This is a genomic window from Ruegeria sp. G2, assembly GCF_056533505.1.
Genome location: NZ_JBQFON010000004.1, coordinates 117349 through 141713, shown reverse-complemented (window position 1 = coordinate 141713; position 24365 = coordinate 117349). Strand labels below are relative to the sequence as shown.

22 protein-coding genes are annotated in these 24365 nt (G+C 56.0%); 14 read left to right on the top strand and 8 right to left on the bottom strand.

The window, feature by feature from the left end:
- The first annotated feature begins 1 nt into the window (after position 1).
- Together ACR0DU_RS09615 and ACR0DU_RS09610 are read left to right on the top strand one after the other, a co-directional pair.
- Positions 2-1438, top strand: coding sequence for a mannose-1-phosphate guanylyltransferase/mannose-6-phosphate isomerase (locus ACR0DU_RS09615; RefSeq protein WP_480874015.1), 1437 nt, complete (start codon positions 2-4; stop codon positions 1436-1438).
- A 193-nt stretch (positions 1439-1631) separates the two neighbouring features.
- Positions 1632-2708, top strand: a complete 1077-nt coding sequence (locus tag ACR0DU_RS09610) for a DUF2793 domain-containing protein (RefSeq protein WP_480874012.1) — start codon at positions 1632-1634, stop codon at positions 2706-2708.
- Between the two features lie 33 nt (positions 2709-2741).
- Here ACR0DU_RS09610 and fcl read toward each other — a convergent pair whose 3' ends face one another.
- The 5 genes from fcl to ACR0DU_RS09585 all read right to left on the bottom strand — a co-directional run bounded on the left by fcl (position 2742) and on the right by ACR0DU_RS09585 (position 7349).
- Positions 2742-3728: a GDP-L-fucose synthase gene (gene fcl / locus ACR0DU_RS09605; protein ID WP_480455398.1), complete on the bottom strand. Its 987-nt coding sequence runs from the start codon at positions 3726-3728 to the stop codon at positions 2742-2744.
- Position 3729: 1 nt separating this feature from the next.
- Entirely contained in the window at positions 3730-4854 is a 1125-nt protein-coding gene (gene gmd, locus ACR0DU_RS09600) for a GDP-mannose 4,6-dehydratase (protein ID WP_480874009.1), read from the bottom strand.
- Between the two features lie 94 nt (positions 4855-4948).
- Positions 4949-6031 (bottom strand): helix-turn-helix domain-containing protein, encoded by a 1083-nt coding sequence (locus ACR0DU_RS09595; RefSeq protein ID WP_480874006.1) that lies wholly within the window; start codon positions 6029-6031, stop codon positions 4949-4951.
- Positions 6032-6090: 59 nt separating this feature from the next.
- Positions 6091-6828 (bottom strand): hypothetical protein, encoded by a 738-nt coding sequence (locus tag ACR0DU_RS09590; protein ID WP_480715778.1) that lies wholly within the window; start codon positions 6826-6828, stop codon positions 6091-6093.
- Positions 6825-7349 carry an RNA polymerase sigma factor gene (locus tag ACR0DU_RS09585; RefSeq protein ID WP_480874003.1) on the bottom strand — a complete coding sequence of 175 codons (525 nt, stop codon included), beginning with the start codon at positions 7347-7349 and terminating at the stop codon, positions 6825-6827. Before ACR0DU_RS09585 ends, ACR0DU_RS09590 begins: the two co-directional genes overlap by 4 nt.
- 98 nt (positions 7350-7447) lie before the next feature.
- Between ACR0DU_RS09585 and ACR0DU_RS09580 the strand changes: the two genes are divergently transcribed.
- Positions 7448-8029, top strand: a complete 582-nt coding sequence (locus tag ACR0DU_RS09580) for a YceI family protein (protein ID WP_480874000.1) — start codon at positions 7448-7450, stop codon at positions 8027-8029.
- Positions 8030-8066: 37 nt separating this feature from the next.
- On the opposite strand, the gene ACR0DU_RS09575 is transcribed toward ACR0DU_RS09580, so the two are convergent.
- From ACR0DU_RS09575 to ACR0DU_RS09565, 3 genes are all read right to left on the bottom strand, one after another.
- Complete coding sequence (locus tag ACR0DU_RS09575; protein WP_480873998.1) at positions 8067-9089, bottom strand: trans-3-hydroxy-L-proline dehydratase; 1023 nt, start codon at positions 9087-9089, stop codon at positions 8067-8069.
- Positions 9090-9152: 63 nt separating this feature from the next.
- The gene (locus tag ACR0DU_RS09570) at positions 9153-10211 is read right to left on the bottom strand and encodes an ABC transporter ATP-binding protein (RefSeq protein ID WP_480873995.1); all 1059 of its coding nucleotides are present in this window, start codon (positions 10209-10211) and stop codon (positions 9153-9155) included.
- Entirely contained in the window at positions 10208-11002 is a 795-nt protein-coding gene (locus ACR0DU_RS09565; protein ID WP_480873992.1) for an IclR family transcriptional regulator, read from the bottom strand. The genes ACR0DU_RS09570 and ACR0DU_RS09565 overlap by 4 nt, the downstream gene beginning before the upstream one ends.
- Before the next feature lie 140 nt (positions 11003-11142).
- Between ACR0DU_RS09565 and ACR0DU_RS09560 the strand changes: the two genes are divergently transcribed.
- The 11 genes from ACR0DU_RS09560 (at position 11143) to ACR0DU_RS09510 (ending at position 24361) form a co-directional block, all read left to right on the top strand.
- Positions 11143-12402 (top strand): ABC transporter substrate-binding protein, encoded by a 1260-nt coding sequence (locus tag ACR0DU_RS09560; protein WP_170774315.1) that lies wholly within the window; start codon positions 11143-11145, stop codon positions 12400-12402.
- Positions 12403-12495: 93 nt separating this feature from the next.
- A complete protein-coding gene (locus ACR0DU_RS09555) occupies positions 12496-13422 on the top strand; it encodes a carbohydrate ABC transporter permease (RefSeq protein WP_010441521.1) in 927 nt (308 codons plus the stop codon).
- Position 13423: 1 nt separating this feature from the next.
- Positions 13424-14272: a carbohydrate ABC transporter permease gene (locus tag ACR0DU_RS09550; protein ID WP_010441522.1), complete on the top strand. Its 849-nt coding sequence runs from the start codon at positions 13424-13426 to the stop codon at positions 14270-14272.
- Positions 14273-14294: 22 nt separating this feature from the next.
- The gene (gene melA, locus ACR0DU_RS09545) at positions 14295-15635 is read left to right on the top strand and encodes an alpha-galactosidase (protein WP_480873989.1); all 1341 of its coding nucleotides are present in this window, start codon (positions 14295-14297) and stop codon (positions 15633-15635) included.
- A gap of 58 nt (positions 15636-15693) precedes the next feature.
- On the top strand, positions 15694-17403 hold the full coding sequence (locus ACR0DU_RS09540; RefSeq protein WP_480873986.1) for an IlvD/Edd family dehydratase: 1710 nt from the start codon (positions 15694-15696) through the stop codon (positions 17401-17403).
- Entirely contained in the window at positions 17403-18170 is a 768-nt protein-coding gene (locus ACR0DU_RS09535) for an SDR family NAD(P)-dependent oxidoreductase (RefSeq protein WP_480873983.1), read from the top strand. Before ACR0DU_RS09540 ends, ACR0DU_RS09535 begins: the two co-directional genes overlap by 1 nt.
- A gap of 4 nt (positions 18171-18174) precedes the next feature.
- Complete coding sequence (locus ACR0DU_RS09530; protein WP_010441526.1) at positions 18175-19068, top strand: 2-dehydro-3-deoxygalactonokinase; 894 nt, start codon at positions 18175-18177, stop codon at positions 19066-19068.
- Entirely contained in the window at positions 19065-19670 is a 606-nt protein-coding gene (locus tag ACR0DU_RS09525) for a 2-dehydro-3-deoxy-6-phosphogalactonate aldolase (protein ID WP_480873981.1), read from the top strand. Before ACR0DU_RS09530 ends, ACR0DU_RS09525 begins: the two co-directional genes overlap by 4 nt.
- The gene (locus tag ACR0DU_RS09520) at positions 19667-20527 is read left to right on the top strand and encodes an SMP-30/gluconolactonase/LRE family protein (protein ID WP_480873978.1); all 861 of its coding nucleotides are present in this window, start codon (positions 19667-19669) and stop codon (positions 20525-20527) included. Before ACR0DU_RS09525 ends, ACR0DU_RS09520 begins: the two co-directional genes overlap by 4 nt.
- Positions 20524-22437 (top strand): beta-galactosidase, encoded by a 1914-nt coding sequence (locus tag ACR0DU_RS09515; protein ID WP_480873975.1) that lies wholly within the window; start codon positions 20524-20526, stop codon positions 22435-22437. The genes ACR0DU_RS09520 and ACR0DU_RS09515 overlap by 4 nt, the downstream gene beginning before the upstream one ends.
- Before the next feature lie 67 nt (positions 22438-22504).
- Entirely contained in the window at positions 22505-24361 is a 1857-nt protein-coding gene (locus tag ACR0DU_RS09510; RefSeq protein WP_480873973.1) for a family 1 glycosylhydrolase, read from the top strand.
- Positions 24362-24365: the final 4 nt, after the last annotated feature.

Here is a 24365-nt window from a genome sequence, read left to right as displayed (position 1 = left end):
CATGAGGACCGTCTATCCGGTAATTTTATGTGGTGGCTCCGGAACACGGTTATGGCCCCTGTCGCGCAAAAGCTACCCAAAACAATTCGTGCCGCTGATTGGTGAAACCAGCCTTTTGCAGCAATGTGCAAAGCGTCTTAAAGGACCCGTCGAAGCGCCTTACGCAAAGCCGTTGCTGTTAACCAATGAAGCATTTCGTTTCGTTGTACCTGAGCAGTTGATGGCCGTTGGAATTGACCCAGGCCCGATCCTTATTGAACCTGAAGGGCGCAACACCGCTCCGGCTGTCCTGGCGGCAGCTCTGCACCTTTCGTCCAGCGATCCCGATGCATTGATGCTGGTGGCGGCGTCCGATCACGTCATTCCGGATGCTCAGGCCTTTCACGAGGCAGTTGCGGAAGGTATCCGTACGATTGATGAGCGCGGAGACCTTGTTACATTCGGAATCACGCCTGACCGGCCAGAGACTGGATATGGTTATCTCAAACTTCGGCAAATTCCCGACGCGTCGGGTGCGTCGATTCCTCTCGATCGATTTGTTGAAAAGCCCGACCTGAAGAGCGCCGAAACGATGGTGTCCGAAGGTAGTTACCTTTGGAATTCCGGCATCTTTCTGTTTGCGGTCCGCGAGATCCTTGCGGCCTATGACCAACATGCGCCGGATCTTGTAGCTCCGGTTCAGAACGCTGTTGATCAGGCGCAGTCTGACCTGGGCTTTCTGCGGCTTGAATCCATCGCTTGGAACTCAGTTCAGGACATATCGATCGACTATGCGGTTATGGAAAAGGCCAGCAACCTCAGCGTTGTTCCTTATGCAGCCGGGTGGTCAGATGTAGGCAGTTGGTCGGCGGTGCAGGAGCTCAGCAACCCTGATGCAAATGGGGTCGCTACCGCCGGTGAAGTCACTGCCATTGATTGCCACAATGTGCTGGTGCGCTCAGAATCTCCTGCACAGGAGGTCGTGGCGATGGGGCTGGAAAACGTGATTACAGTCGCGATGCCCGATGCGGTTCTGGTGGCCAGCATGGACCGCGCGCAGGATGTCAAACAGGCCGTCACAGCCTTGAAAGCAAAGGGTGCCAAGCAGGCGGAATCGCTGCCGGTCGATCACCGACCCTGGGGGTGGTTCGAAAGCCTCGTTATCGGAGACCGGTTCCAGGTCAAGCGTATCCATGTCCATCCCGGTGCTTCGCTGAGTCTGCAATCTCACCATCATCGGTCCGAGCACTGGATCGTCGTGGAGGGCACCGCCGAAGTGACGATAAATGACGATGTTCAGCTGGTGTCAGAAAACCAGTCGGTCTATGTGCCTTTGGGTGCGGTTCACCGGATGGTGAACCCCGGCAAAGTCCCGATGGTCCTGATCGAAGTACAAACCGGGACCTATCTGGGTGAAGACGACATTATTCGCTATGAAGATGTTTATGCGCGTAATTGACTTAGGTCAGTAGGCGCTAGTAGCCGTTCATCTCTGATTAAATCCCGCCATCTGCAATGCAGATGGCTTTTCGACATTTCTCAAATCCTAACAAATCAAAAACCCAACGTTCGGGTTCGTCAGGTGGGTTTCACTAATATTGCGGCAGGGTGGCGCGCGATCATTGTCAAAGCGACATCTCAGGAGGACGCCCGTGCCACAGAACTCACCCCGTTTGAACCTGCCCTTTATTCAACCGTCTCAGGCCCAGAAACACGTGACCCATAACGAGGCGCTGCGTACACTCGATCTTGTGGTCCAACTGAGCGTAGTCTCCATCGACGCGACAATACCGCCCGCTGCGCCCGATCAGGGGGAGACGCACGCGCTTGGCACGGCGCCCACGGGGGCATGGGCTGGTCACGACGGCCAATTGGCGGCGTGGCTGGACAACGGATGGCATTTCATTGCGCCGGATTTGGGCTGGCGGGCCTGGGACCAAAGCTCGGAGCAGTTGAAAATCTGGAACGGATCCGCCTGGATCGACCCGCCTGTCGATTTGCAGAATCTGCCAGGAATTGGCGTCGCAACCGGATCCGACAGCACCAACCGGCTGGCGGTGTGTAGCCCTGCGACGTTGCTAACCCATGAAGGTGGTGGTCATCAGTTGAAGGTCAACAAAGCCAGCGACGGCGACACGGCCTCGCTTTTGTTTCAATCCAACTGGACCGGTCACGCCGAGATGGGCCTTTCTGGCAACACGGAGTTCTCGATCAAAGTCTCGCCAGATGGCGGGAGTTGGGTTGAAGCACTACGGTTTGACGCCTCATCTGGTATCGCGGGTGGAGCGGCCATACAGAGCAGCGCCAACGACACCACGCCTGGTCGCCTGATGCGGGCGGATTATGGGTACGGACCGGGTAACGTACTGGGCACAGTATCACAAAACAGTGGTGTACCTTCCGGGGCTGTGATCGAGCATGGCAGTAATACAAATGGAGACTACACGCGATTTGCTGACGGCAGCCAAATTTGTACAACAACTCTTGATGCTGTCGGGTGTACGACCGCAACCGGTGCCTTGTTTACCAGCGGTTCCGCCAACTGGGATTTTCCCATCGCTTTTGCCGCTGGCAGCAAACCAGCCCTTAGCGGGAATGGTGGCGGGCTCGGTCGGTTTATAGGATTTGACACGCCATCGGAAACACAAGCGACATTCCAGGTGCTGGCGGCAATTTCGGATGCCACAAATATTGAACCATCAATGATCGCCATCGGCCGCTGGTTCTGACAGCTCAGACCGTCCAGGCCATTGCGCGGGCGGTCACCTTTCGCGCAGATCGGTTTCTGATTGATCTAGAAACCACGCATAGGTCTGGCGAATTCCATCGCTAAGACTGATGCCAGCACTCCAGCCCATACCTGCGAGGCGCGATACATCCATCAGTTTTTGCATCGTGCCATCCGGTTTGTCTGGATCATACGTGATCCGGCCAGTGAAACCGACGACACCCGCAATGATCGTTGCGAGGTCTGCGATCGATGTATCGCTGCCCGTACCCACATTAATGTGGCTTAACATTGGATCAGTATTTGCCTCATATATTTCGCGCGGCAGGTCCAAAACAAACACCGACGCCTCGGCCATATCATCAACATGCAAGAACTCGCGTCGCGGATTTCCGGTTCCCCATATGACAACTTCATCTAGCCCATCACGCTGTGCCTCGTGAAAACGTCGGATCAGTGCCGGGAGCACGTGACTGTTTTCAGGGTGAAAGTTGTCTCCGGGGCCATAAAGGTTCGTCGGCATGACGGACCGGTAGTCTACGCCGTGCTGCCTGTTATAGCTTTCACAAAGCTTGATCCCGGCAATCTTGGCGATGGCGTAAGGTTCATTTGTCGGCTCCAGCGGCCCGGTCAAAAGCGCGTCTTCGCGCATAGGCTGGTGTGTTGAGCGCGGATAAATGCAGGAACTTCCAAGTTGCAGCAGCTGTTTTATACCTGCCGAAAACGCCTGATGGATCACATTGCATTCGATCATCAGGTTCTCGTAGATGAAATCCGCCGGATATGTGTTGTTCGCATAGATACCGCCAACACGGGCGGCGGCCAAAATCACGATGTCCGGACGTTCTGAGCGCATGAAATTCTGAACCTGAACCTGATCGGTCAGATCCAATTCGCTCCGCGTCCGCGTGATTAGCTCGAGTTTTTCACCTGCCTGTTGGCGCTGCTGCAGCCTTCGCAGAATCGCGCTTCCGACCATGCCGCGATGACCCGCTACATATATTCTGCGCGAACTGCCCATTTCAGCCGTTTTCCCGTGTGACTGGCGCAGCCATCCCGTGTTCTTTGAGCAGGGCATTGCGCCGTGCGATTTCCAAATCTTCGGCAACCATTTCGACGCATAGATCTTGCACAGAGGTCTCGGGTTCCCAACCTAGTTTTTGCTTGGCCTTGGACGGGTCTCCCAACAGCGTATCAACCTCGGCCGGTCGGAAGTAACGCGGGTTGATCCGCATCACGATATCGCCAGCTTTCAGGGCAGGCGCCTTATCACCCACTACTTCGCGAACAATCGCAAATTCCTCGACACCCTCCCCTGAAAACTCCAGCACCAATCCTAGCTCGCTGGCAGACCATTCGATGAACTGGCGCACGGAATACTGCTTGCCGGTGGCGATTACAAAGTCCTCGGGCGTCTCCTGTTGCAGCATCAGCCACTGCATCTTCACATAGTCCCGCGCGTGCCCCCAATCGCGCAAACTATCGATATTACCCATATGCAAACAGTCATCCAAACCTTGCGCGATGTTTGCAAGGCCACGAGTGATCTTACGAGTCACAAAGGTCTCACCACGCCGGGGGCTTTCGTGATTGAACAAAATACCGTTGCAGGCGTACATCCCGTAAGCCTCTCGATAATTTACTGTTATCCAATAGGAATACAGCTTGGCGACCCCATAGGGTGAGCGCGGGTGAAAAGGCGTTGTCTCGCGTTGCGGTGTTTCCTGCACCAAACCAAAGAGCTCTGAGGTAGAGGCCTGATAAAACCGGGTCTTGCCCTCCAGTCCCAGAAACCGGATCGCTTCGAGCAGGCGTAGCGTACCCAACCCATCCACATCCGCCGTGTATTCAGGCGATTCAAAACTCACCGCGACATGGGATTGCGCACCAAGGTTATAGACCTCGTCGGGCTGCACTTCCTGAATGATCCGGGTCAGGTTCGAGGTGTCGCTTAGATCACCATAATGCAGATGCAGTCTGGGATCTGGTTCATGCGGATCCTGATAGATATGATCAATCCGCTGCGTATTGAAAGACGATGCGCGTCGTTTGATACCGTGAACGTCATAGCCTTTGGCAAGCAACAGCTCAGCCAGGTAAGAGCCATCCTGACCCGTAATACCGGTTATCAGTGCTGATTTGCTCATGATTGCGCCCCGATGGTTCTACTTCGCCTGTTTGTTCTTCCAGAAACAGCAAGACTCGGCCAAATGCAAGCAAACGGGGAATTCGAAAGATCGGTTATAATGCCGCGGTCCAGACTCGATAACGGCCCTGCCCTGTCACCTCGCGGATCAATCCTCTGTCGCTGAATTTGTCCAGATTTCGCTGTATGGCCGCGCGCGAGGCTTGGGTCAGCTCTTCGGCCAATGGTGCCGATACCATCGGCCAAGCTGTCAGCGCATCGATCAACACTGGTGGAGTTCGCCCACTCAGATCTGATACAGCCTCACGGGCACGTTCTTCCCAAGCGCTGATCCGGTCCAGATGCAGCAGAGCTGCAAGCGAGGCCTGACCTGCCCCACCTATCCAGGCGGATAGCTTTTCATCCAATGAGCCTGCACCGCGCAACGCACCCGGTCCCGACAAGGAAAGCGGCATGAACAATGCGCCTCCTCGCCCCATCGATGCCGCATGGCGGGCTGCAATAACGGCAGCTTCGGTATCCTGTCCAATGCCCGGAGAGAGCGCGCGCCACGCGTGGAACCCGATTGCAGCCTGAGTCACCGGGTGCAACGCAGCCACATTCCGCATCACTTCGGCCAGATCTATCACGGTCTCTGGGGCGTCCTCGATGCCCTGGGCCTGACGATCCAGAAAAGCGGTCAGCCCAGCGTCCCATCCGCCCTCTGATGGCCCAGCACCCGAGGATAGTCGCCGCACCGCCCAGCCTGCCCGGTACAACGCCTGAACGTCATCACTCGTCGCACCGATCCGCAATCCGGTCCATAGCGCAAGACGATCGACGCTGATCCGGTCTCCGGTCCACCAGCCCAAATCCGACACTTCCATTAAGGCCAGACGGTGACCCCATCCTTTCGGCCCTGCGCGCAAACGTTCATCCAGCGCTCCGAAAGTCACGGCCAGATCAGCAAGTTCAGCGGACAGTTCAGATTGAGCCGTGCGCCAATCCCTTGGATCAAAAAGGAGGCTTTGATCAGGCCTTGGGACAGACGGAAGAAATTCTTCAGGATCTTCTTCATCCGCTAGAGGGAGAAACCATAGATCCTCTTCATCCGGTGGATCGGTGTCATAGATGCTGCGCGGCCCTGCGTCCAGGGCCTCATCATCGTCTGGGTCCGGTTCTTGAGGGATCGGCTTCATATCTGGCATTCTTCGAGCATTTGCCGAAGTTCACAAGGGGTTTCCCGAAATCCCGATAATCAACCCGCAAAGGCTGCGGTCAGAGCATGCAGCTCTCCACTCAGATCTGTCTCGCGATCGCCACCCAACAGCATATAACCATACCCATCTTTTGCCCATGTCGCGGTTGATAGGCCGCTCAGCACTGCAAGATTAACTGCCTTCGATGGGGCATTTGGACCTTGCCGGATCACGCAGAACGCAAATGGATTTCCTTGTGCATCAGCAAAGACAACCTGAACCAATGGCTTACCTTTGAATGATAAAACCTGTGTGCGTTTCAGGTCGAGGCCGGGAAGATTTTCCAGCACCTCCCGATTTAAGGGTCGGCCGAGCTGAGCCTCAGCCTGAGCAAATTGCGCGTCCAGTTTTTGCGGAGAGTTATCCAGATCAGCAATCGTTTCGGCTGAATAGAGTGATTGATAAATTGCGGCTTGCTCTGCCCAGCCCAAAGCCTTCGGACGCGTCACCCAGAAGGTTGCGGATACTGCGATAACGGCAACCGAAGCCGCAACCGCCAGCAATCGAAGAGGTCCTGATTTGTATTGCTGCGGAGTGGGCGCAGGCAGATCAATTTCAGGAACCTCAGCCGGGACGTCATCAAAAACCTGCTGTACAACAGGGGCAAACGGATCCAACGCCATCAAGCGGGCTTCAAGACCCGTATCCTCTGCCACGGCCACTTCGATGGCGTGGACTTCGGCCCCATCAAGGCTGCCTTCCAGATAGGCCAGAAGTGTTTCGTCGGAAAACTTCATTTGCCACTCCGTTGCACCGCGTCGCCCGCTTCGTGCTGCATTACGGTTTTCAGTTTCTGCCGGGCGTTGGACAACCGGCTCATGATCGTGCCGATGGGAACATCCAGCATGGCCGCAGCTTCGCGGTAACTGTACCCTTCTACAAATACAAGCACCACCGTTTCGCGCTGCGCCTCTGGCAGTTGCATCACTTGAGTAAACACCTGAGCGGCGAAAATATTCGTTTCTGAGTCGGGTCCGTGTGCAACCAATTCCGCCTCAGGTGTAACCGACAATGCTTGCGCCTTGCGCACAGACCGTGCCCGTATCTCGTTCAACCAGATCGAGCGGCAGATCGTCATCAGCCAGCTGTCCAACCGATCATATGAAGTTACCTGATGGTGCTTTTCTAACGCCCGCAAGGCTGTTGCCTGCAGCAGATCGTCCGCAACATCCGACGCCCCCGACAGCGCCAATCCAAACCTCCAGACCCGTTTTGAATGGGTCTGGATCGCGCCGCGCACGGCTTGCTCGGTGCTCATCTCAACACTCATCGAATAAATCGCGACCTGTGTGTGTTTGCTTTGTCACGGGACCGGGCCCGCTTGGTCTGAACTGTCATAGACTCTGGAGGAATGAAATGAAACTTCTGTTCAAAACAATCACGATTGCGTCGGCTTTTGTTGCAGGTCCCGCGCTGGCCGCTGATTGGACACTAAATCCCAGCGCCTCTCATCTGGCCTATGGCACGGTTAAGATCGACGATGTGGGCGAGGTCAATTCCTTCACCAATATATCGGGCCATGTCAGCGAGGATGGCAAAGTTGAGATTGATATCGACTTGTCCTCGGTCGAAACGAATATCGATATCCGCAACGAGCGGATGATCGAACATGTGTTCCGCAAGGTGGCAACAGCCACGCTGACCGCAGAGATTGATTTGGATGTGGTGTCCAAGTTGGATGTGGGTTCCAGCAACACGGTTGAAGTGGATGCCAAACTGGCTCTGGCCGGGACCGAGGTTGAGTTCTACACCGATATGTTCATTTTGCGCGTGGCCGAAGACACTGTCATGGTGTCAACCAACGATATGGTCTTCATCAGCACCGAGGATGCGGGCGTCTCAGCAGGTGTCGACAAGCTAATGGAGCTGGCGCAACTTCCCAGCATCACCCGTACCGTACCAGTGACTGCAAGACTGATGTTCAACCTCGATAGCTGAAGATCAACCAAAGTACGGGGTCAATTTTGGCCCCGACTTATGCACCCCAAGTATCACTCAAGCGGTAGCCACCGGGCCAAGGGTCTTCCGGGTCCAGCATGTGCTGGTGCGTGCCCGTAATCCAACTCCGCCCTGAGATTTCCGGGGTGATCGCCACGCGCCCATTCAGATCGAGCTGATCCACGATGCGGCAGCGAAACTCGCTGTCGATAACCGAGCGCGCGTGATAGCGGTCATTCATCGACATCTGCCCTTTGGCAAGCAAAACAGCCATTCGGGCCGAAGCTCCGGTGCCGCAGGGTGAACGATCCAGCTTGCCGGGTTTGATGGCGACAGTATTGCGACCGGTGAGGATATCACCCTGCCGATCCAGCGGGCCTGCGATCTGGCAGAATGAAATGTGATTCCAGTCTTTGGTGGGATGATTGAAGCCAAGCTGCTCATTGGCGGCATCGGTGATACGCGCGCCGGTTCTGGCAAGATCAGCGCCTTCATCAGGCGTCAGGTCAAAACCCAGTTCAGCTGCATCGACAATTACAAAACTGTCGCCACCAAACGCGGTATCTGCGCGCAGCGTTCCGATGCCCTCAACCTCGATCCGGGCATCCAGCTTGTCGACGAAACTTGGCACGTTCTGCACATAGATGCGTTCGGCCTTGCCATTGCGGCATTCGGCGCGGACGCGGACCAGCCCTCCGGGAGCTTCTAACGTCAAACGAGTTTCTGGTTCATGCATTGGAAGGATGCCGCTATCCAGCAAAACCGTAGAAACGCAGATGGAATTCGAACCGGACATCGGCGGCGTGTCTTCCGGCTCCATGATGATGAAAGCGGCAGCGGCCTCGGGGTTTTTTGGTGGAACCAGCAGGTTCACATGGCGAAAGACACCGCCGCGGGGTTCATTCAGCATGAAATCCCTTAGGGTCTGATCTTCGGCGATATGGGTTCTCTGATCCCAAACCGTTTCCCCGGGAGGTGGGGTAACACCTCCAACGATTACATCGCCCACCTCGCCTTCGGCATGGGCTGAGATCACATGGATGGTTTTGGAACTGCGCATATGGCCTCCTGAAAGCCGATGATTAATGCGCAGTCATGCAAAACAGCTTCGGTCTGGCAAGCCCTATCGCAGCCGCTGACCCGACTCGGGATCGAACAGCATCGCGCGTTCGGGCCGGATCGAAAGCCCGATACGGTCACCGGTCGTACTGCGCTGGTCGTCCCGCTCTTCCACAATCAGCTTATCGCCATTGGGCGTAAGCAGATAGGAATAGGATACACCACCCAGCGCTTCGGTCAGATCGACCGTGCAGGTGTCACCGTTTCGATCCACCTGAATATGTTCGGGGCGAATGCCCAGTGTAACTTTAGTAGCTCCACTCGGCACACTTTCAGTAACCGGGATCGCATCAGTCAGCGCAGGGTGCTGCACCGTGCCATCCACGACATCGCACTCTAAGAAGTTCATGGCCGGAGAGCCAATGAAACCCGCCACGAATCTGTTATCGGGGTCACGATACAGGTCCATAGGGGCACCCACCTGCTCGATCCGGCCGTCGCGCAATACAACGATCTTATCGGCCATGGTCATCGCCTCGACCTGATCATGCGTAACATAAATCATCGTTGCGCCGATTTCCTGATGAAGTCGTGCAATCTCGACCCGCATCTCCACGCGTAGCTCTGCGTCAAGGTTCGAAAGCGGCTCGTCGAACAGGAACACCTCGGGGCCGCGCACAATGGCGCGCCCAATCGCAACCCGCTGACGCTGACCGCCGGACAACGCTTTGGGTTTGCGTTTTAGATATTGATCGAGTTTCAGGATATTCGACGCTTCCTGAACCTTCTGGTCAATCTCGGTTTTGGCGACACCGTTCATCCGCAGGCCAAAGCCCATATTCTCGGCCACAGTCATATGCGGATAGAGCGCATAGGTCTGGAAAACCATCGCCACCCCCCGCTTGGCCGGGTCGACGTGCGTGACTTCACGTGCGCCGATATGGATTTCACCATCCGAGGTTTCCTCAAGCCCCGCGATCATCCGCAACAACGTAGACTTGCCGCAGCCCGAAGGGCCCACGAACACGCAAAACTCACCATCTTCAATCTGCAGATCAATCCCGTGAATGACCTGAGTCTGGCCATACCGTTTAATCGCGCCTTTCAGGGTTACACCTGTCATGTTGCTTGCATCCTATTCTTTTGGCCCTCGGGGAACCGCCACGCCTGTGCTTCTGTGCCGATCTGTTCAGCGACACGCCGGACACGCGGCACCCAAGATTGTAATTGTTCGAAATCCATCCTCCCGGTCGATCCCGTCACCGATAGGGCCCCCAACATGCGGCCCCCGGTTGTCAGAATCGGGCAGGCAATACAGATGATGCCGGGCTCATGCTCTTCATCATCAACTGCGTAACCCCGGCTGCGAATCAGTTCGAGATCAGCTCGCAATGCCATTTCCGAGGCCAGTGTCTTGTCGGTGAACCGGTGAAAGCTTTGTTGCGAGATCGTCTTCTCCAACTGAGTCTCGTCCAGATAAGCCATCATCGCCTTACCGACGCCGGTACAATAAGCCGGGCCGACCTTGCCTGCCTCGGAATACATTTCGATCGGTCGCTGAGCATTGCGTTTATCCACGTAAAGCACCTGACCGGAATCAAGCTGCGCCAGGTGCACCGTTTCCCCTGTCTCGGCGCTGAGGGCGTCCAAGAAAGGCCGCGCAATGGGCGCAAGCGAGCTTTGGGTCCATGCCGAATGAGCCAACCGCACCAACCGCATCCCCGGAGAATATGTTTGCCGTTCCGGTTCGTAATGCAGCATGCCCTGATTGGTCAGCGATTGCAGAAAGCGATACAGCGTCGCCTTGGGGAATTCGCTGCTTTCTAACAGCTCACCGAAGCGCACTGGGCGCTCGAACGCCGCAACTTGCTCCAGTACGTCACACGCTTTTCCTATTGTTCCGTCACCTGCCACGGGTGCCTGTTCTCCTCCACTTTCCCTCGGCTATGGGCACGAGGGTCTTGACAAGACTAGCCGAGTCGATGTGTAGTTTTCAATATATAAAACAAGGTTTCAATATTTGGAACCAATATGGAAGCTTAAGGGAGGAAACTATGCATTCCATGTTCAAGCGCACAGCAGCTGCTTTGGCTGCCAGTGTGGCACTTGCTGCGCCTGCCGCAGCTGAGCTGACCGGCGAACTGCGAATCTTCCTCGATACATCCAACCCGGCGCCGCGCGCGACGATGGAAGCGATGATCGAGCGATTCGCGGCTGAACATCCTGGTCTGGAAATCGAGACCACCGTGATCGACCGTGAGGCTTACAAGACCCAGATCCGCAACTTCCTGACGGCAGACACGCCTGACGTTGCCACATGGTACGCTGCCAACCGGATGAAACCATATGTCGAGGCGGGCCTGTTCGAGGACGTCTCGGATCTGTGGGCCGAGCCTGAAATCGCCGACAATCTGGCATCCACCAAAGGCGCGATGACCATTGATGGAAAGCAATGGGGTGTCCCGTACACATACTATCAGTGGGGGGTTTACTATCGCAAAGACATCTTTGATGAACTTGGCTTGACCGAGCCAACCACTTGGGAAGAAGAGTTGGCCAATTGCCAGAAGATAGTTGATTCAGGCCGCGCCTGCTACACCATCGGAACCAAGTTCTTGTGGACCGCCGGTGGCTGGTTTGACTACTTGAATATGCGCACCAACGGGTTCGATTTCCACAACCAGCTCGCAAATGGTGAAATCAGCTGGGAAGACGACCGGGTCAAGCAGACCTTCGCCAACTGGAAACAGCTGATCGACATGGGCGCGTTCATCGACAATCACCAGACTTATAGCTGGCAGGAAGCCCTGCCCTTCATGGTCAACGGCGAGGCGGCGGCCTATCTGATGGGCAACTTCGCCGTGGCGCCCCTGCGTGAGGCGGGTCTGACGGACGATCAGCTGGATTTCTACCAGTTCGTTGCCATCAACCCGGATGTCGAACTGGCCGAAGATGCGCCGACGGACACGTTCCACATTCCGGCCAATGCCTCAAACAAGGAAGCCGCGCGTGAGTTCCTGCGTTTTGCGGTTTCCGCGGACGAGCAGACCGAAATCAACAACGGTGCAAACCTCGGCCAATTGCCTGTGAACGCGCAATCTGCGGTAGATGACGACAAGTTCCTGCAGCAAGGTTTCACGATGCTGTCGTCGAACAGCCCTGGCGGTGTTGCCCAGTTCTGGGACCGTGACGCACCAGCAGAAATGGCCAAGGTCTCGATGGAAGGTTTCCAGGAATTCATGGTCAAGCCCGACAACGCGGACAAGATTCTGGCCAAGCTGGAACGCGCGCGTGAGCGCATCTACGACAACTAAGTGTAATTAGGGCCGAACTCAGTTCGGCCTTGATCCATTCAAAATCGTAGGGCGGGCTTCAGCCCGCCTTCACCCCCTAACCAGAGATGTTCCATGACCGCTGTAGTTGACACCCCAGAACAGGAAAGCTGGTTCCACAGAAACCAGCAGCGCATCGCGCCTTGGCTGTTTCTGGCTCCGGGCCTGCTGTTCTTCATGGTCTATGTGATCATCCCGGTGTTTCAGTCCTTCAATCTGTCTCTTTACGAGTGGGATGGGCTGGGAGCCGCCGAATATGTAGGCATGCGCAACTACGAAGATCTGTATTGGGAATGGGTCGACCGGGACGCATTTTACATTTCGCTCAAGAACAACCTGATCTGGTTGGTCCTGTATCTTGCTGCAATTCCCGCAGGCCTGTTCATCGCACTGTTCCTGAATCAGACGGTCTGGGGCATTCGGCTCTATAAGTCTTTGTTCTTCTTTCCGTTCGTCATCTCTCAGGTTGTTGTTGGTCTTGTTTTCACATGGTTCTACGACCCGACATTCGGATTGTTGAACGAATTCCTAGGTTTGTTCGGTATGGGCCCGCTGAATGTGTTGGGCGACGAACGGTTCGTTACCTATGGCATCATCTTCGCAGGGCTCTGGCCGCAAACCGCCTATTGCATGATCCTGTACCTCACTGGCCTGAACGCCGTTGACCCCGAGCAAATCGAGGCCGGACGGCTTGACGGTGCAAAAGGTGGGCGGATGCTGTGGCACATCATCCTGCCGCAACTGCGACCCGCGACGTTCATCGCTTTTGTCGTAACCATTATCGGTGCGTTGCGCAGCTTTGACTTGATCTCAATCATGACACAGGGGGGGCCTTTTGGATCGTCACGTGTGCTGGCTTATTACATGTTCGAAGTCGCCCTGTCCGAATATGGCTTCCGCATGGGATATGGAGCCGCCATCGCGGTAATCCTGTTCCTCATCATGCTCTGCTTCATCGCCTATTTCCTGTGGTCGATGTATCGCGAAGAAAAGGGGCACTGAGATGTTTCCCAAACCCATCGAAAAACAACCCCGCGCCGCTCAGATCAGCTATCAGGCTTTGCTGCCCATTGCCCTCTTGCTTTGGCTGGGGCCTTTGTTGGCCGTCGCGCTTTTCTCGGTCAAACCGGCAGCAGACTTCACCAACGCCAACTACTGGGGCATGCCGTCCAGCTTTGAAGGCGCTTTCAACTATGGGCAGGTTTTCTTCAACTCGGACATGCCGCGTTACCTGCTGAACTCATTCCTGATCACTGTTCCAACCGTGATCGGAGCCGTGGCGCTCAGCTGCATGACCGGATTTGCGCTTGGAATCTACAAGTTCAAATCGAACCTTTGGATCTTCTTCATGTTCGTGGCGGGCAACTTTGTCCCCTTCCAGATTTTGATGGTTCCCGTGCGCGATCTGACTTTGGAACTAGGCCTCTACAACACCAAAACCGGGCTCGTTCTGTTCCATATCGCCTTCCAGACCGGCTTCTGCACACTCTTCATGCGCAACTTCATCCGCGCCCTACCCTTCGAACTCATCGAGGCCGCGCGGGTCGAAGGTATCAGCGAATGGCGGATTTTCTGGTATGTGGTGCTACCGCTAATGAAGCCCGCAATTGCCGCGCTCAGCGTGCTGATCTTCACCTTCATCTGGAACGATTATTTCTGGGCGGTTGTCCTGACCCAAGGCGCCGAAAGTCAGCCCGTGACCGCCGGGATCACCAGCTTCAACGCCCAATTCCGCGCCGCCTATCAGCTGATGAGTGCCGGTTCAATTGTGGCAGCCCTACCACCTGTTGCTATGTTCTTCCTGATGCAGAAACACTTTATCGCGGGCCTGACCCTCGGTGCTGTAAAATAACGTCAAACCAGAGGTTTACCTCATGATCAAGATCACCTTTGTAGGTGCGGGTTCCACGATCTTCATGCAGAATATCGTGGGCGACGCCCTGCTCACCCCTGCCCTCGCCGACAGTCATTTTGCGTTGATGGATATTGATCCGGTGCGCTTGGCCGAGAGCGAGGCTGTGGCCAAGGCTATGATCCGATCAGTCGGCACAGGTGCGACCGTCTCGACCCACACGGATCGCCGCGCGGCGCTGGACGGCGCGGATTTCGTGATTACTGCCTTTCAGGTCGGCGGTTACGAGCCGTGTACCGTGACAGATTTTGAGATTCCAAAACAATACGGCCTGCGCCAAACCATCGCTGATACGCTGGGTGTAGGCGGTATCATGCGCGGCCTACGTACTGTGCCCGTTCTGTGGGGTGTCGCGCAGGACATGATGCAACTCTGCCCCAATGCTACGCTGCTGCAATATGTGAATCCGATGGCCATCAACACCTGGGCTTTGGCCGAGCATTTCCCCGCGCTTAAGCATGTGGGTCTGTGTCACTCTGTCCAGAACACAGTTGAGGAACTGGCTCATGATCTGGATCTGCCCAAGGCAGATATTCGCTACAAGGTCGCAGGCATCAACCACGTCGCCTTCTTTCTCAAACTCGAGCATGAGGGCCGCGATATCTATCCTGCTTTGCGACAGGGCTATCACGCTGGGCACCTGCCCAAGCCTCCGCTTCTCATGCCTCGTTGTCCGAACAAAGTCCGGTACGAAGTGATGGATCATCTCGGTTACTTCTGCACCGAAAGTTCCGAGCATTTTGCAGAATACGTTCCATGGTTCATCAAGGATGGGCGCAATGATCTGATTGAACAATTCAGCATTCCGCTGGACGAATACCCAACCCGATGTGTCGAACAGGTAGCCAATTGGAAGGACCAAGCCAAGACACTGACCGATGGTCGGAACATCGAGGTCACCCGAAGCCACGAATTCGCCGCCGATTTAATGAACGCAATCGTCACCAACACACCCTATACAGCCTATGGCAATCTGCCCAATACAGGCCAGATCCCGCAATTGCCTTTGGGCGTTGCGGTGGAAACACCTTGCCTTGTGGACAGCAACGGTGTGCAGCCATCTGTCGTCACCGACATCCCGCCCCAGCTGATCGCGCTGATGCGGACACAGATCAACGTGCAGGAACTGACAGTTCGGGCGCTGACAGAGCAGAACCCCGAACATATCTACCACGCCGCCATGATGGACCCGCATACCGCAGCTGAGTTAGACCTGCGCCAAATTCGCAGCCTCGTCACCGATCTGCTTTCCGCTCATGGCGATTGGCTACCCGATTGGTGCCAACCTGCCCGCGCGGCCTGATCTTCATCTTTTCGAAAATACTCAAATCCGACCCCAATCAAGAAAAGTACCGCCAATAATGACAAAGAAACGCCGTTCACAGCATTGGTATGGAAAACTCGACAAGGACGGGTTCATTCACCGGTCCTGGATGAAAAACCAGGGCTTTCCGGACCATGCGTTCGACGGACGCCCCATCATTGGCATTTGTAATACATGGTCGGAGTTGACCCCATGCAACTCGGGTCTGCGTGACCTGGCCGAGGGTGTCAAACGGGGTGTGTGGGAGGCGGGCGGCTTCCCTGTCGAATTCCCGGTAATGTCGCTGGGCGAGACTCAGATGAAGCCCACCGCCATGCTATTTCGCAATCTGCTGGCGATGGATGTTGAGGAATCCATCCGCGCCTATGGTATCGACGGCGTTGTCCTGCTGGGCGGATGTGATAAGACTACACCCGGGCAGCTGATGGGGGCAGCCTCGGTCGATTTGCCATCCATCGTGGTCAGCTCAGGCCCAATGCTGAACGGTAAGTACCGGGGTCAGGATATCGGCTCGGGCACGGATGTGTGGAAGTTCTCCGAGGCCGTTCGTGCCGGAGAAATGACCCTGCAGGATTTCATGAACGCGGAATCCGGCATGTCGCGCAGCGCAGGTGTGTGCATGACCATGGGCACCGCTAGTACCATGGCCTCGCTGGTTGAGGCGATGGGCATGTCTCTGCCCACCAACGCCGCCCTGCCCGCCGTCGACGCCCGCCGAATGGCACTGGCGCATCTGACCGGCAAACGAATTGTCGAGATGGTGGACGAAGACCTCAAGCCCTCGGACATCCTAACAAAGGAGGCGTTTGAAAACGCCATCCTCGCTAATGCCGCTGTCGGAGGATCAACCAACGCAGTGGTCCACCTTCTGGCGCTGGCAGGGCGCGTGGGCGTCGATCTGACGTTGAAAGACTTTGAAATCGGGTCAGAAATCCCACTGCTAGTCAACTGCATGCCCTCAGGCAAATACCTGATGGAGGATTTCTGTTATGCGGGCGGCGTGCCAGTGGTTCTGAGCGAACTCAAACCTTTCCTGCGCCCGGCAACGACCGTTCTGAACAAGGACATCTCAGCGCACTATGAAGGGGCGGAGTGTTTCAACACAGATGTTATCCGCCCCTTTGGCGATCCGGTAAAGCCCGCCGCTGGCCTGCGGGTTCTGCGCGGAAATCTTGCGCCCAACGGGGCGATCGTGAAACCTTCGGCGGCCACAAACGCACTGTTGGAAACCGAGGCAGAAGCATATGTTTTCGAGAGCATCGAAGACCTGAAAGCAAATATCGACCGCGACGAACTGCCTGTCACACCCGAGACCATTCTGGTGCTCAAAGGCTGTGGCCCCAAGGGCTATCCGGGCATGCCGGAGGTTGGGAACATGCCTATCCCGGCGAAGCTGGTCAAAGAAGGCGTACGCGACATGATCCGCATCTCGGACGCGCGCATGTCGGGTACAGCCTTCGGCACGGTGATCCTGCATGTGAGCCCTGAGGCGCAGGCCGGTGGTACACTCGCCTTGGTCAAAACTGGTGACCGCATCCGAGTGTCCGCCAGCAAAGGCGAACTGGAACTGCTGGTCGACGAAAAGGAACTGGACGCCCGTCGCGCCCTGTGGCAACCGGACGATCCGCATTACACGCGCGGGTACGCGAAACTCTATATCGATCATGTGCTGCAAGCCGATCAGGGGGCGGACCTTGATTTTCTTGTGGGCAAAGACACGCGCCTTGTGACGAGAGAGAGCCACTGATGGATCAACCAGCTACATTTCAAGACCTGCGGGGTGCATCCGTATACATTACCGGCGGTGGATCGGGTGTTGGCGCGGCACTAACCGATGGCTTCATGGGCCAAGGTGCAAATGTTGCCTTCATAGGTCGTTCCGATGCGAGTGCTTTCGTCGAAGATATGCGTGACAAACATGGCCGCGCACCCCTGTTCCTGCAGGGTGACATGACCGATACCGAGCTGTTACATGCCACCATGGCCAAAGCTGCCGAGGCCCACGGCCCGCTGAAAGTGCTGGTCAACAATGCAGCCAATGACAAGCGTCACTCGCTTGAGGAAACCACTCCCGATTTCTGGGACTGGATGATCGAGGTGAACCTAAAAGCTTATTACTTTGCCTGTCAGGAAGCCGCGCGGCAGATGAAAGACAACGGCGGGTCGATCATCAATTTCAGTTCAATCAGTTACATGATGGGGAACGCAGGCTATCCGATCTACACCAGCTCAAACGCGGCAATCACCGGTATGACTCGCTCTTTGGCGCGCGAGCTTGGGCCTCAGAAAATCCGGGTCAATGCACTGGCGCCGGGATGGGTTCTGACGCAGAAACAGCTGGACATGTGGGCAACGCCCGAAGATCTGGCCGCGCATTTGGATCGCCAATGCCTGAAAGAACATCTGACGCCCGAAGACATGATCGCACCAACCCTGTTTCTGGCCTCAAGCGCAAGCCACGCCATGACGGGTCAATGCATGGTTGTCGACGGCGGCGTTGTGGTAACGGGGTAACGCTATGAATGTTGAGTGGATCGCTGTTGACTGGGGTACATCTCATCTGCGCGCCTGGGCCATGCAGGGAGAAAGAGTGATCGCTCAGGCGGCTTCGCAGGATGGTATGTCGCGCACGGCTGGGGGAGATTTTCAGGCAGCCCTGTTGGCTCTGATCGAAGACTGGCTGCCTGGGAAGCCAGTAGACGTGATCGCCTGCGGAATGGTTGGTGCGCGGCAGGGCTGGGTCGAGGCGCCCTATTCCGCCGTGCCGTCCGAGCCAATCCCGGTCGTACCCTTCCGCGTTCCAAACACCGATCCGCGTATTCGGGCCTTCGTTGTTCCGGGACTAAAGCAGAACAGCCCCCCCGATGTGATGCGCGGGGAAGAGACGCAGATCTCAGGGTTCCTCAGCGCGCATCAGAATTGGGACGGTGTTATTTGCCTGCCCGGCACGCATACGAAATGGGCGCAGATCAGTGCTGGTGAAGTTGTCAGTTTCCGTACATTCATGACGGGCGAAATGTTTGACCTGCTGTGCGGGCAATCCGTTCTTCGGCATTCGATTGATGATGGATGGGACGAAGCAAGCTTCATTGACGCAGTCGCGGATATACTATCGAAACCTGAACAGCTTGCTGCGCGACTCTTTGGGTTGCGGGCGGCTGACTTGCTGCATGGTCAGAATAAGAACATCGCGCACGCCAGTCTTTCGGGCTTCCTGATAGGTGCAGAGCTTGCCGCATCGCGGCCCTATTGGCTGGGTCAGCAATTGGCAGTCATCGGATCAGAAAGTCTAACCAAGGCGTATGCCACCGCCCTACAGCAACAAGGCGCATTGGTCGAAACCGTTGACGCAACCGCGACAACACTTGCGGGGCTGGCACAGGCCCGCACACTCACGAGGCAAACCGCATGAGCCGTCCCATAATCGCCATCCTACGTGGGCTGACACCTGATGAGGCGGGGCCTGTCGGGAAAGCGTTGGTGCAAGCGGGTATTGACCGGATCGAAGTACCGCTGAATTCACCTGTTCCTCTGGAAAGCATCCGTATCCTCGCCTCGGATATCGGTGATCGCGCACTTATTGGCGCAGGAACTGTGCTTACCCCTGATCAGGTTGATGCGGTAGCGGACGCTGGCGGCAAACTTATCGTCTCGCCGAATTGCGATGTAAAAGTGATCCAGCGTGCTGTTGCGCTTGAATTGCAAAGCTGGCCGGGCATTTTCACCCCGACCGAAGCTTTCGCCGCCCTACAAGCTGGGGCAACCGGGTTGAAATTGTTCCCCGGGTCTATGGCCGGCCCCTCAGGCTTGGCCGCAATGCGGGCCATACTACCACCTGGCACGCAGGTATATGCCGTCGGTGGCGCGGGCCCAGAGAATTTTGATCAATGGATCAAGGCCAGTGCCGATGGCTTCGGGATTGGCTCAGCGCTTTACAAGCCAGGCATGTCTGTTGCTGAAGTATCAGACCACGCCCGGCAGATCGTGGCAGCCTATGACGAGTCAACAAAATGAGCCACGTTTATGATGATCGCCCCTGCGAATTGGGTGAAGGACCATTGTGGCATCCGGAGCGAAAACAGCTTTTCTGGTTTGACATTCTTAGCAATCGCCTGATGTCCAGAGAAGGCAACCAAGCTCGGGTCTGGGAATTTGAAGAACATGTCTCCGCCGCTGGTTGGGCCGACAACGAAACCCTGCTGATCGCATCAGAGACAGGTCTGTGGCGATTTGAGCTGGGTAGCCACGCCAAGGATTTGATTGTTCCGATTGAGGCCGACAACCCGGTGACTCGATCTAATGACGGCCGCGCCGATCCTTGGGGCGGGTTCTGGATTGGCACCATGGGCAAGAATGCTGAAACGGGCGCCGGATCGATTTACCGGTATTGGAAAGGTGAGCTAAGACCGTTGGTTCGGGATGTGACGATTTCGAACGCGATCTGCTTCGCGCCTGACCGCGCCTGTGCCTATTACAGCGATACTTTGACCAAACAGGTCATGCGCTGGGAACTGGATGCGGAGAGTGGCTGGCCCATCGGCGAAGCCGCCGTGTTCCTTGACCTGCAAAGCGACGGCTTGAACCCGGATGGGGCTGTTGTCGATAGCACCGGCAATATCTGGATCGCTCAATGGGGTGCAAGCCGGGTCGCGGCCTATACGCCAGCCGGTCAATTCTTGAAATCAGTCCATTTCAACGCCAAACACACGTCGTGCCCGAGTTTTGGTGGCAACGATCTGACAACGTTGTTTTGCACCTCCGCCCGACAAGGGCTTGAAGCCGACACACTGACAAAAACACCAACAAACGGCATGACCCTCGCCGCCGCAAATGTTGGCGAAGGTCAAGCGGAGCACAGAGTTATCATATGAAGCCAGAACTTGGCGTCTGCTATTACCCCGAACACTGGCCCGAAGAGAATTGGGCCAAAGATGCGGCACGCATGATCGAGACCGGCCTGACCTGGGTCAGGATCGGAGAATTTGCTTGGAGCCGGATGGAGCCCACTCCGGGCGATCTACAGTTTGGCTGGTTGGATCGCGCGATTGAAACCCTGGACGCTGCGGGCTTAAAGATTGTGCTGGGCACACCGACGGCAACTCCGCCACGTTGGATGCTGGACAAGTATCCCGACATGCTGGCCATGGACGCCAATGACGATCCGCGCAAATTTGGCTCGCGCCGACACTATTGTTTTAGTCACGCAGGCTATATCAGCGAATGCACGCGGATCGCGCAGATTATAGGTCAGCGTTATGGCCGTAACCCGCATATCGCGGCGTGGCAGATCGACAACGAATATGGCTGTCACGATACGACAATCAGCTACAGCGACGCCGCTTTGAAGGCGTTTCGCCGCTGGCTCGCGGATCGCTACAGCTCGATCGAGGCACTGAACACAGCATGGGGCAATGTGTTCTGGTCGATGGAGTATAATAGCTTCGATCAGATCGAGTTGCCGAACCAAACCGTGACCGAGCCGAACCCAGCGCATGTCTTGGCGTTTCGCAGGTTCAGTTCGGATCAGGTGGTGGTGTTCAACAAAGCCCAGGTCGACGCGCTGCGCCCGCTGACGGATGCACCATTGTTGCACAATTATATGGGTCGCGTGCTGGAATTTGATCATTTCGATGTCGGGAATGATCTCGATATCGCCGCATGGGACAGCTATCCGATTGGCTTCCTTTCGGATCGTCTGGAAGCGGATGACGCGCACAAAACCGCGTTTCTGCAGCAGGGCGATCCCGACATGCAAGCCTTTCACCACGACCTCTACCGCGCTGTGGGTCATGGCCGCTGGTGGGTGATGGAGCAACAACCGGGTCCGGTAAATTGGGCCCCATACAACCCAGCCCCCCTGCCCGGCATGGTGCGCCTGTGGTCGCTTGAGGCTGTCGCACACGGGGCCGAAGTTGTTAGCTATTTCCGCTGGCGACAAGCACCGTTCGGTCAGGAACAGATGCATGCCGGCCTGATGACCCCAAATGGCCACGACGCACCCGGATTGGCTGAGGCGCGCCAAACTGCCATTGATCTGGCTACACTGGGCGAGGTTCATCCGGCACGCGCGCCTGTAGCGATCGTGTTCGACTATGCGTCGGACTGGGCATGGTCCACGCAGCCTCAGGGTGCCGGGTTCGACTATTTCAAGTTGGTGTTCTCAGCCTACCGCGCATTGCGACGCGCCGGATTGTCAGTGGACTTTCTTTCTCCGTCTATGGTCGGCGAAAACCACTACAACCTGATCCTCGCACCGGGCGTAGCTGTGCTGGACGATCTGGAACAGCGGCTGATACAGGGTTGTGATCTGGCCATTCTGGGTCCGCGTAGCGGAGCAATCACGGAAGACTTTCAAATCCCTCGCGAAGGGCCTCCCGGCCTCAACTATCTTGATACTCATGTTAACCTGATCGAAACGCTACCACCCAGCGTGGTCCGCACCGTCGACGGGGGTGGCGAGTCGGAACATTGGGTTGAACGTTTGTCGGGTGAAGCCAAGACTCTGCTAACATTCACCGATGGCACCCCTGCCCTGCACGGTGAAGCGGGGCTTTGGTATCTGGCCGGATTCCCGGATGAGGCGCTTTGGGATCGGGTGATTACGATGGCTGCTCAGGGCACCAATCTTGTGCTCCACCCAATGCCACCGGGACTAAGGCGGCGCGAGACGCAGTCGCATGAGGTATTGATCAATTACAATGCGCATCCGGTTTCGTGGAACGGCCTTCAGATCGAAGGTTGTGATGTCCTGTTTAGGAAACACGGCTCATATCAACGTTAATATAGATACCGCTAACATAACCTGATAGAGGGCATGACGCAGGACATGGCTCCAACAGGTTGCGACAATGAATTACACCCGTTCAGACTTTCCCGATGGCTTCCTATTTGGGGCGAATGCCCCTGCTGAAATGGCCACAGGGTTAGATATGTACCGCATCCCAATCAGTTGGATTGATATCCTGCCAGATGGTCGCACACCTGATACTGATGCGTTGGATCAGTGCGAACAGCGGATCGATCAAATTCTGTCTCTGAACCTCCGGCCATGTGTGGTGCTAGATCATTCAGAGTTACCCCCAGCACTGGAAGACATTGGCGGCTGGTGCAATCGAGAAATAGCCGCATATTTCTCGGATTTCGCTGAAACAATCGTGGCGCGGATGGGCGATCGCCTATTCAAGGTCTCAACCTCGTGCCTGAGGACAAAAAACCAAGGCAGCCCACGCATCGAAGCCCGCAGTCTGCACCATCAACTGCTTGCTCAAGGCGCTGCTCGTCAAGAAATGCGCAGCTATGGTTTGACCAACCTAGGCGCAGAGCTTGAACCAGTCTTGCTCGAACCAATTCTGCACGCGAAGTACGCCGAGGTTCTGCTGGATCGATTGAAGGACTACTTTCCTGACAACTGGTCAGATGATTTAGCGACCATCGCAGAACCGATTGACTGGCTCAGCGTGACAGTAAGTCAGGACGTCGATGTTGACACCGTGCTGAACATAATTCCTGAACACAAAAAGCCATTGCCGGTTTTCATCAATCTGGCTTCGAATGATGCTTCAGACCTGACCTATGGATTGGATGCGATACACATCGCTCTGAAACAGGGCAGCTTGATTCAAGGGGCTTTCTTTGAATGCGAGAGTAGCAGCACAGCCGATGCGCTTCAGCTACTCCTGAATGTTGGCAGCCAGCCTGCGCCATGGGTTCGCCCCAAAGGAGGGCTGCACGCGCATTGGAACCTTGTTGCCGATATCGGTGGCACCAATACAAGACTTGGCGTCGTGACTGAGGGGGAACTGACTGATCTGCGCAAGCACCCCACAGGGACCGTCAGCGATCTGCAGGAGGCGCTTCATGAATTATGTGACGAAATTGGCACCCAGCCGCGCGCGGTTGTCGCCGCAGGTGCAGGACCCGTTAAGAATGGCACAATTCGTCTGACCAACGCCAATCTCGATCTCTCCGAGGACGCTCTGGCCAAAGCTACAGGCGCGCACCACACCTATGTCATAAACGATTTCACAGCAGCCGCTTGGTCAGTTGCCGAAATTACCCAGAATGATGTCGAAGTTCTGCAGGGTGAGGCATCACCGCCTCTAGGGACGCGCTTGGTCGTCGGGCCGGGGACAGGATTGGGCGTAGGCGCCCTGCTCTACTCCGAGGGTCATTTTCACACTGTGTCTGGCGAGGGGGGCCATATGGGTCTATCGCCGCGCCATCTGGATGAGGTCGAGGTTTTTAACGCCGCACGTCAGATCGTACCAGAGTGTTTCTTCAGTGATACGCTGGCCATCGAAGCCGAGATGTTTCTAAGCGGCACCGGGCTGCCGGTGCTTTATCAGGCGATTGGGTTGACTGAAGGTCAGCTCAATGTCGCCATGCGTTCGGCAAAAGACATTCTTCAGGATGCGCAAGATGGTTCTGATGCCTGCGCAGTAAAAGCCGCTCGTATGTTTACTGAACATCTGGGTGCACTTATGGGAGACCTTGCCGTCGCCTTGACGCCTACAGGTGGGGTGTTTCTAGTTGGAGGGGTGGCTGAAAAGAACCGTTGGTTGTTCGGCCAGGATTTTCTACGTGCATTCAACGCTGGCGGACGTTTCGATGATTTGCGTAAAGCGATGAACTTGTATGTTTCGGAACAGGATGAATTTGGCATTGTTGGCGCTAACAATTTCTGTAAGAATGCGCTCGCACGTTAAACTA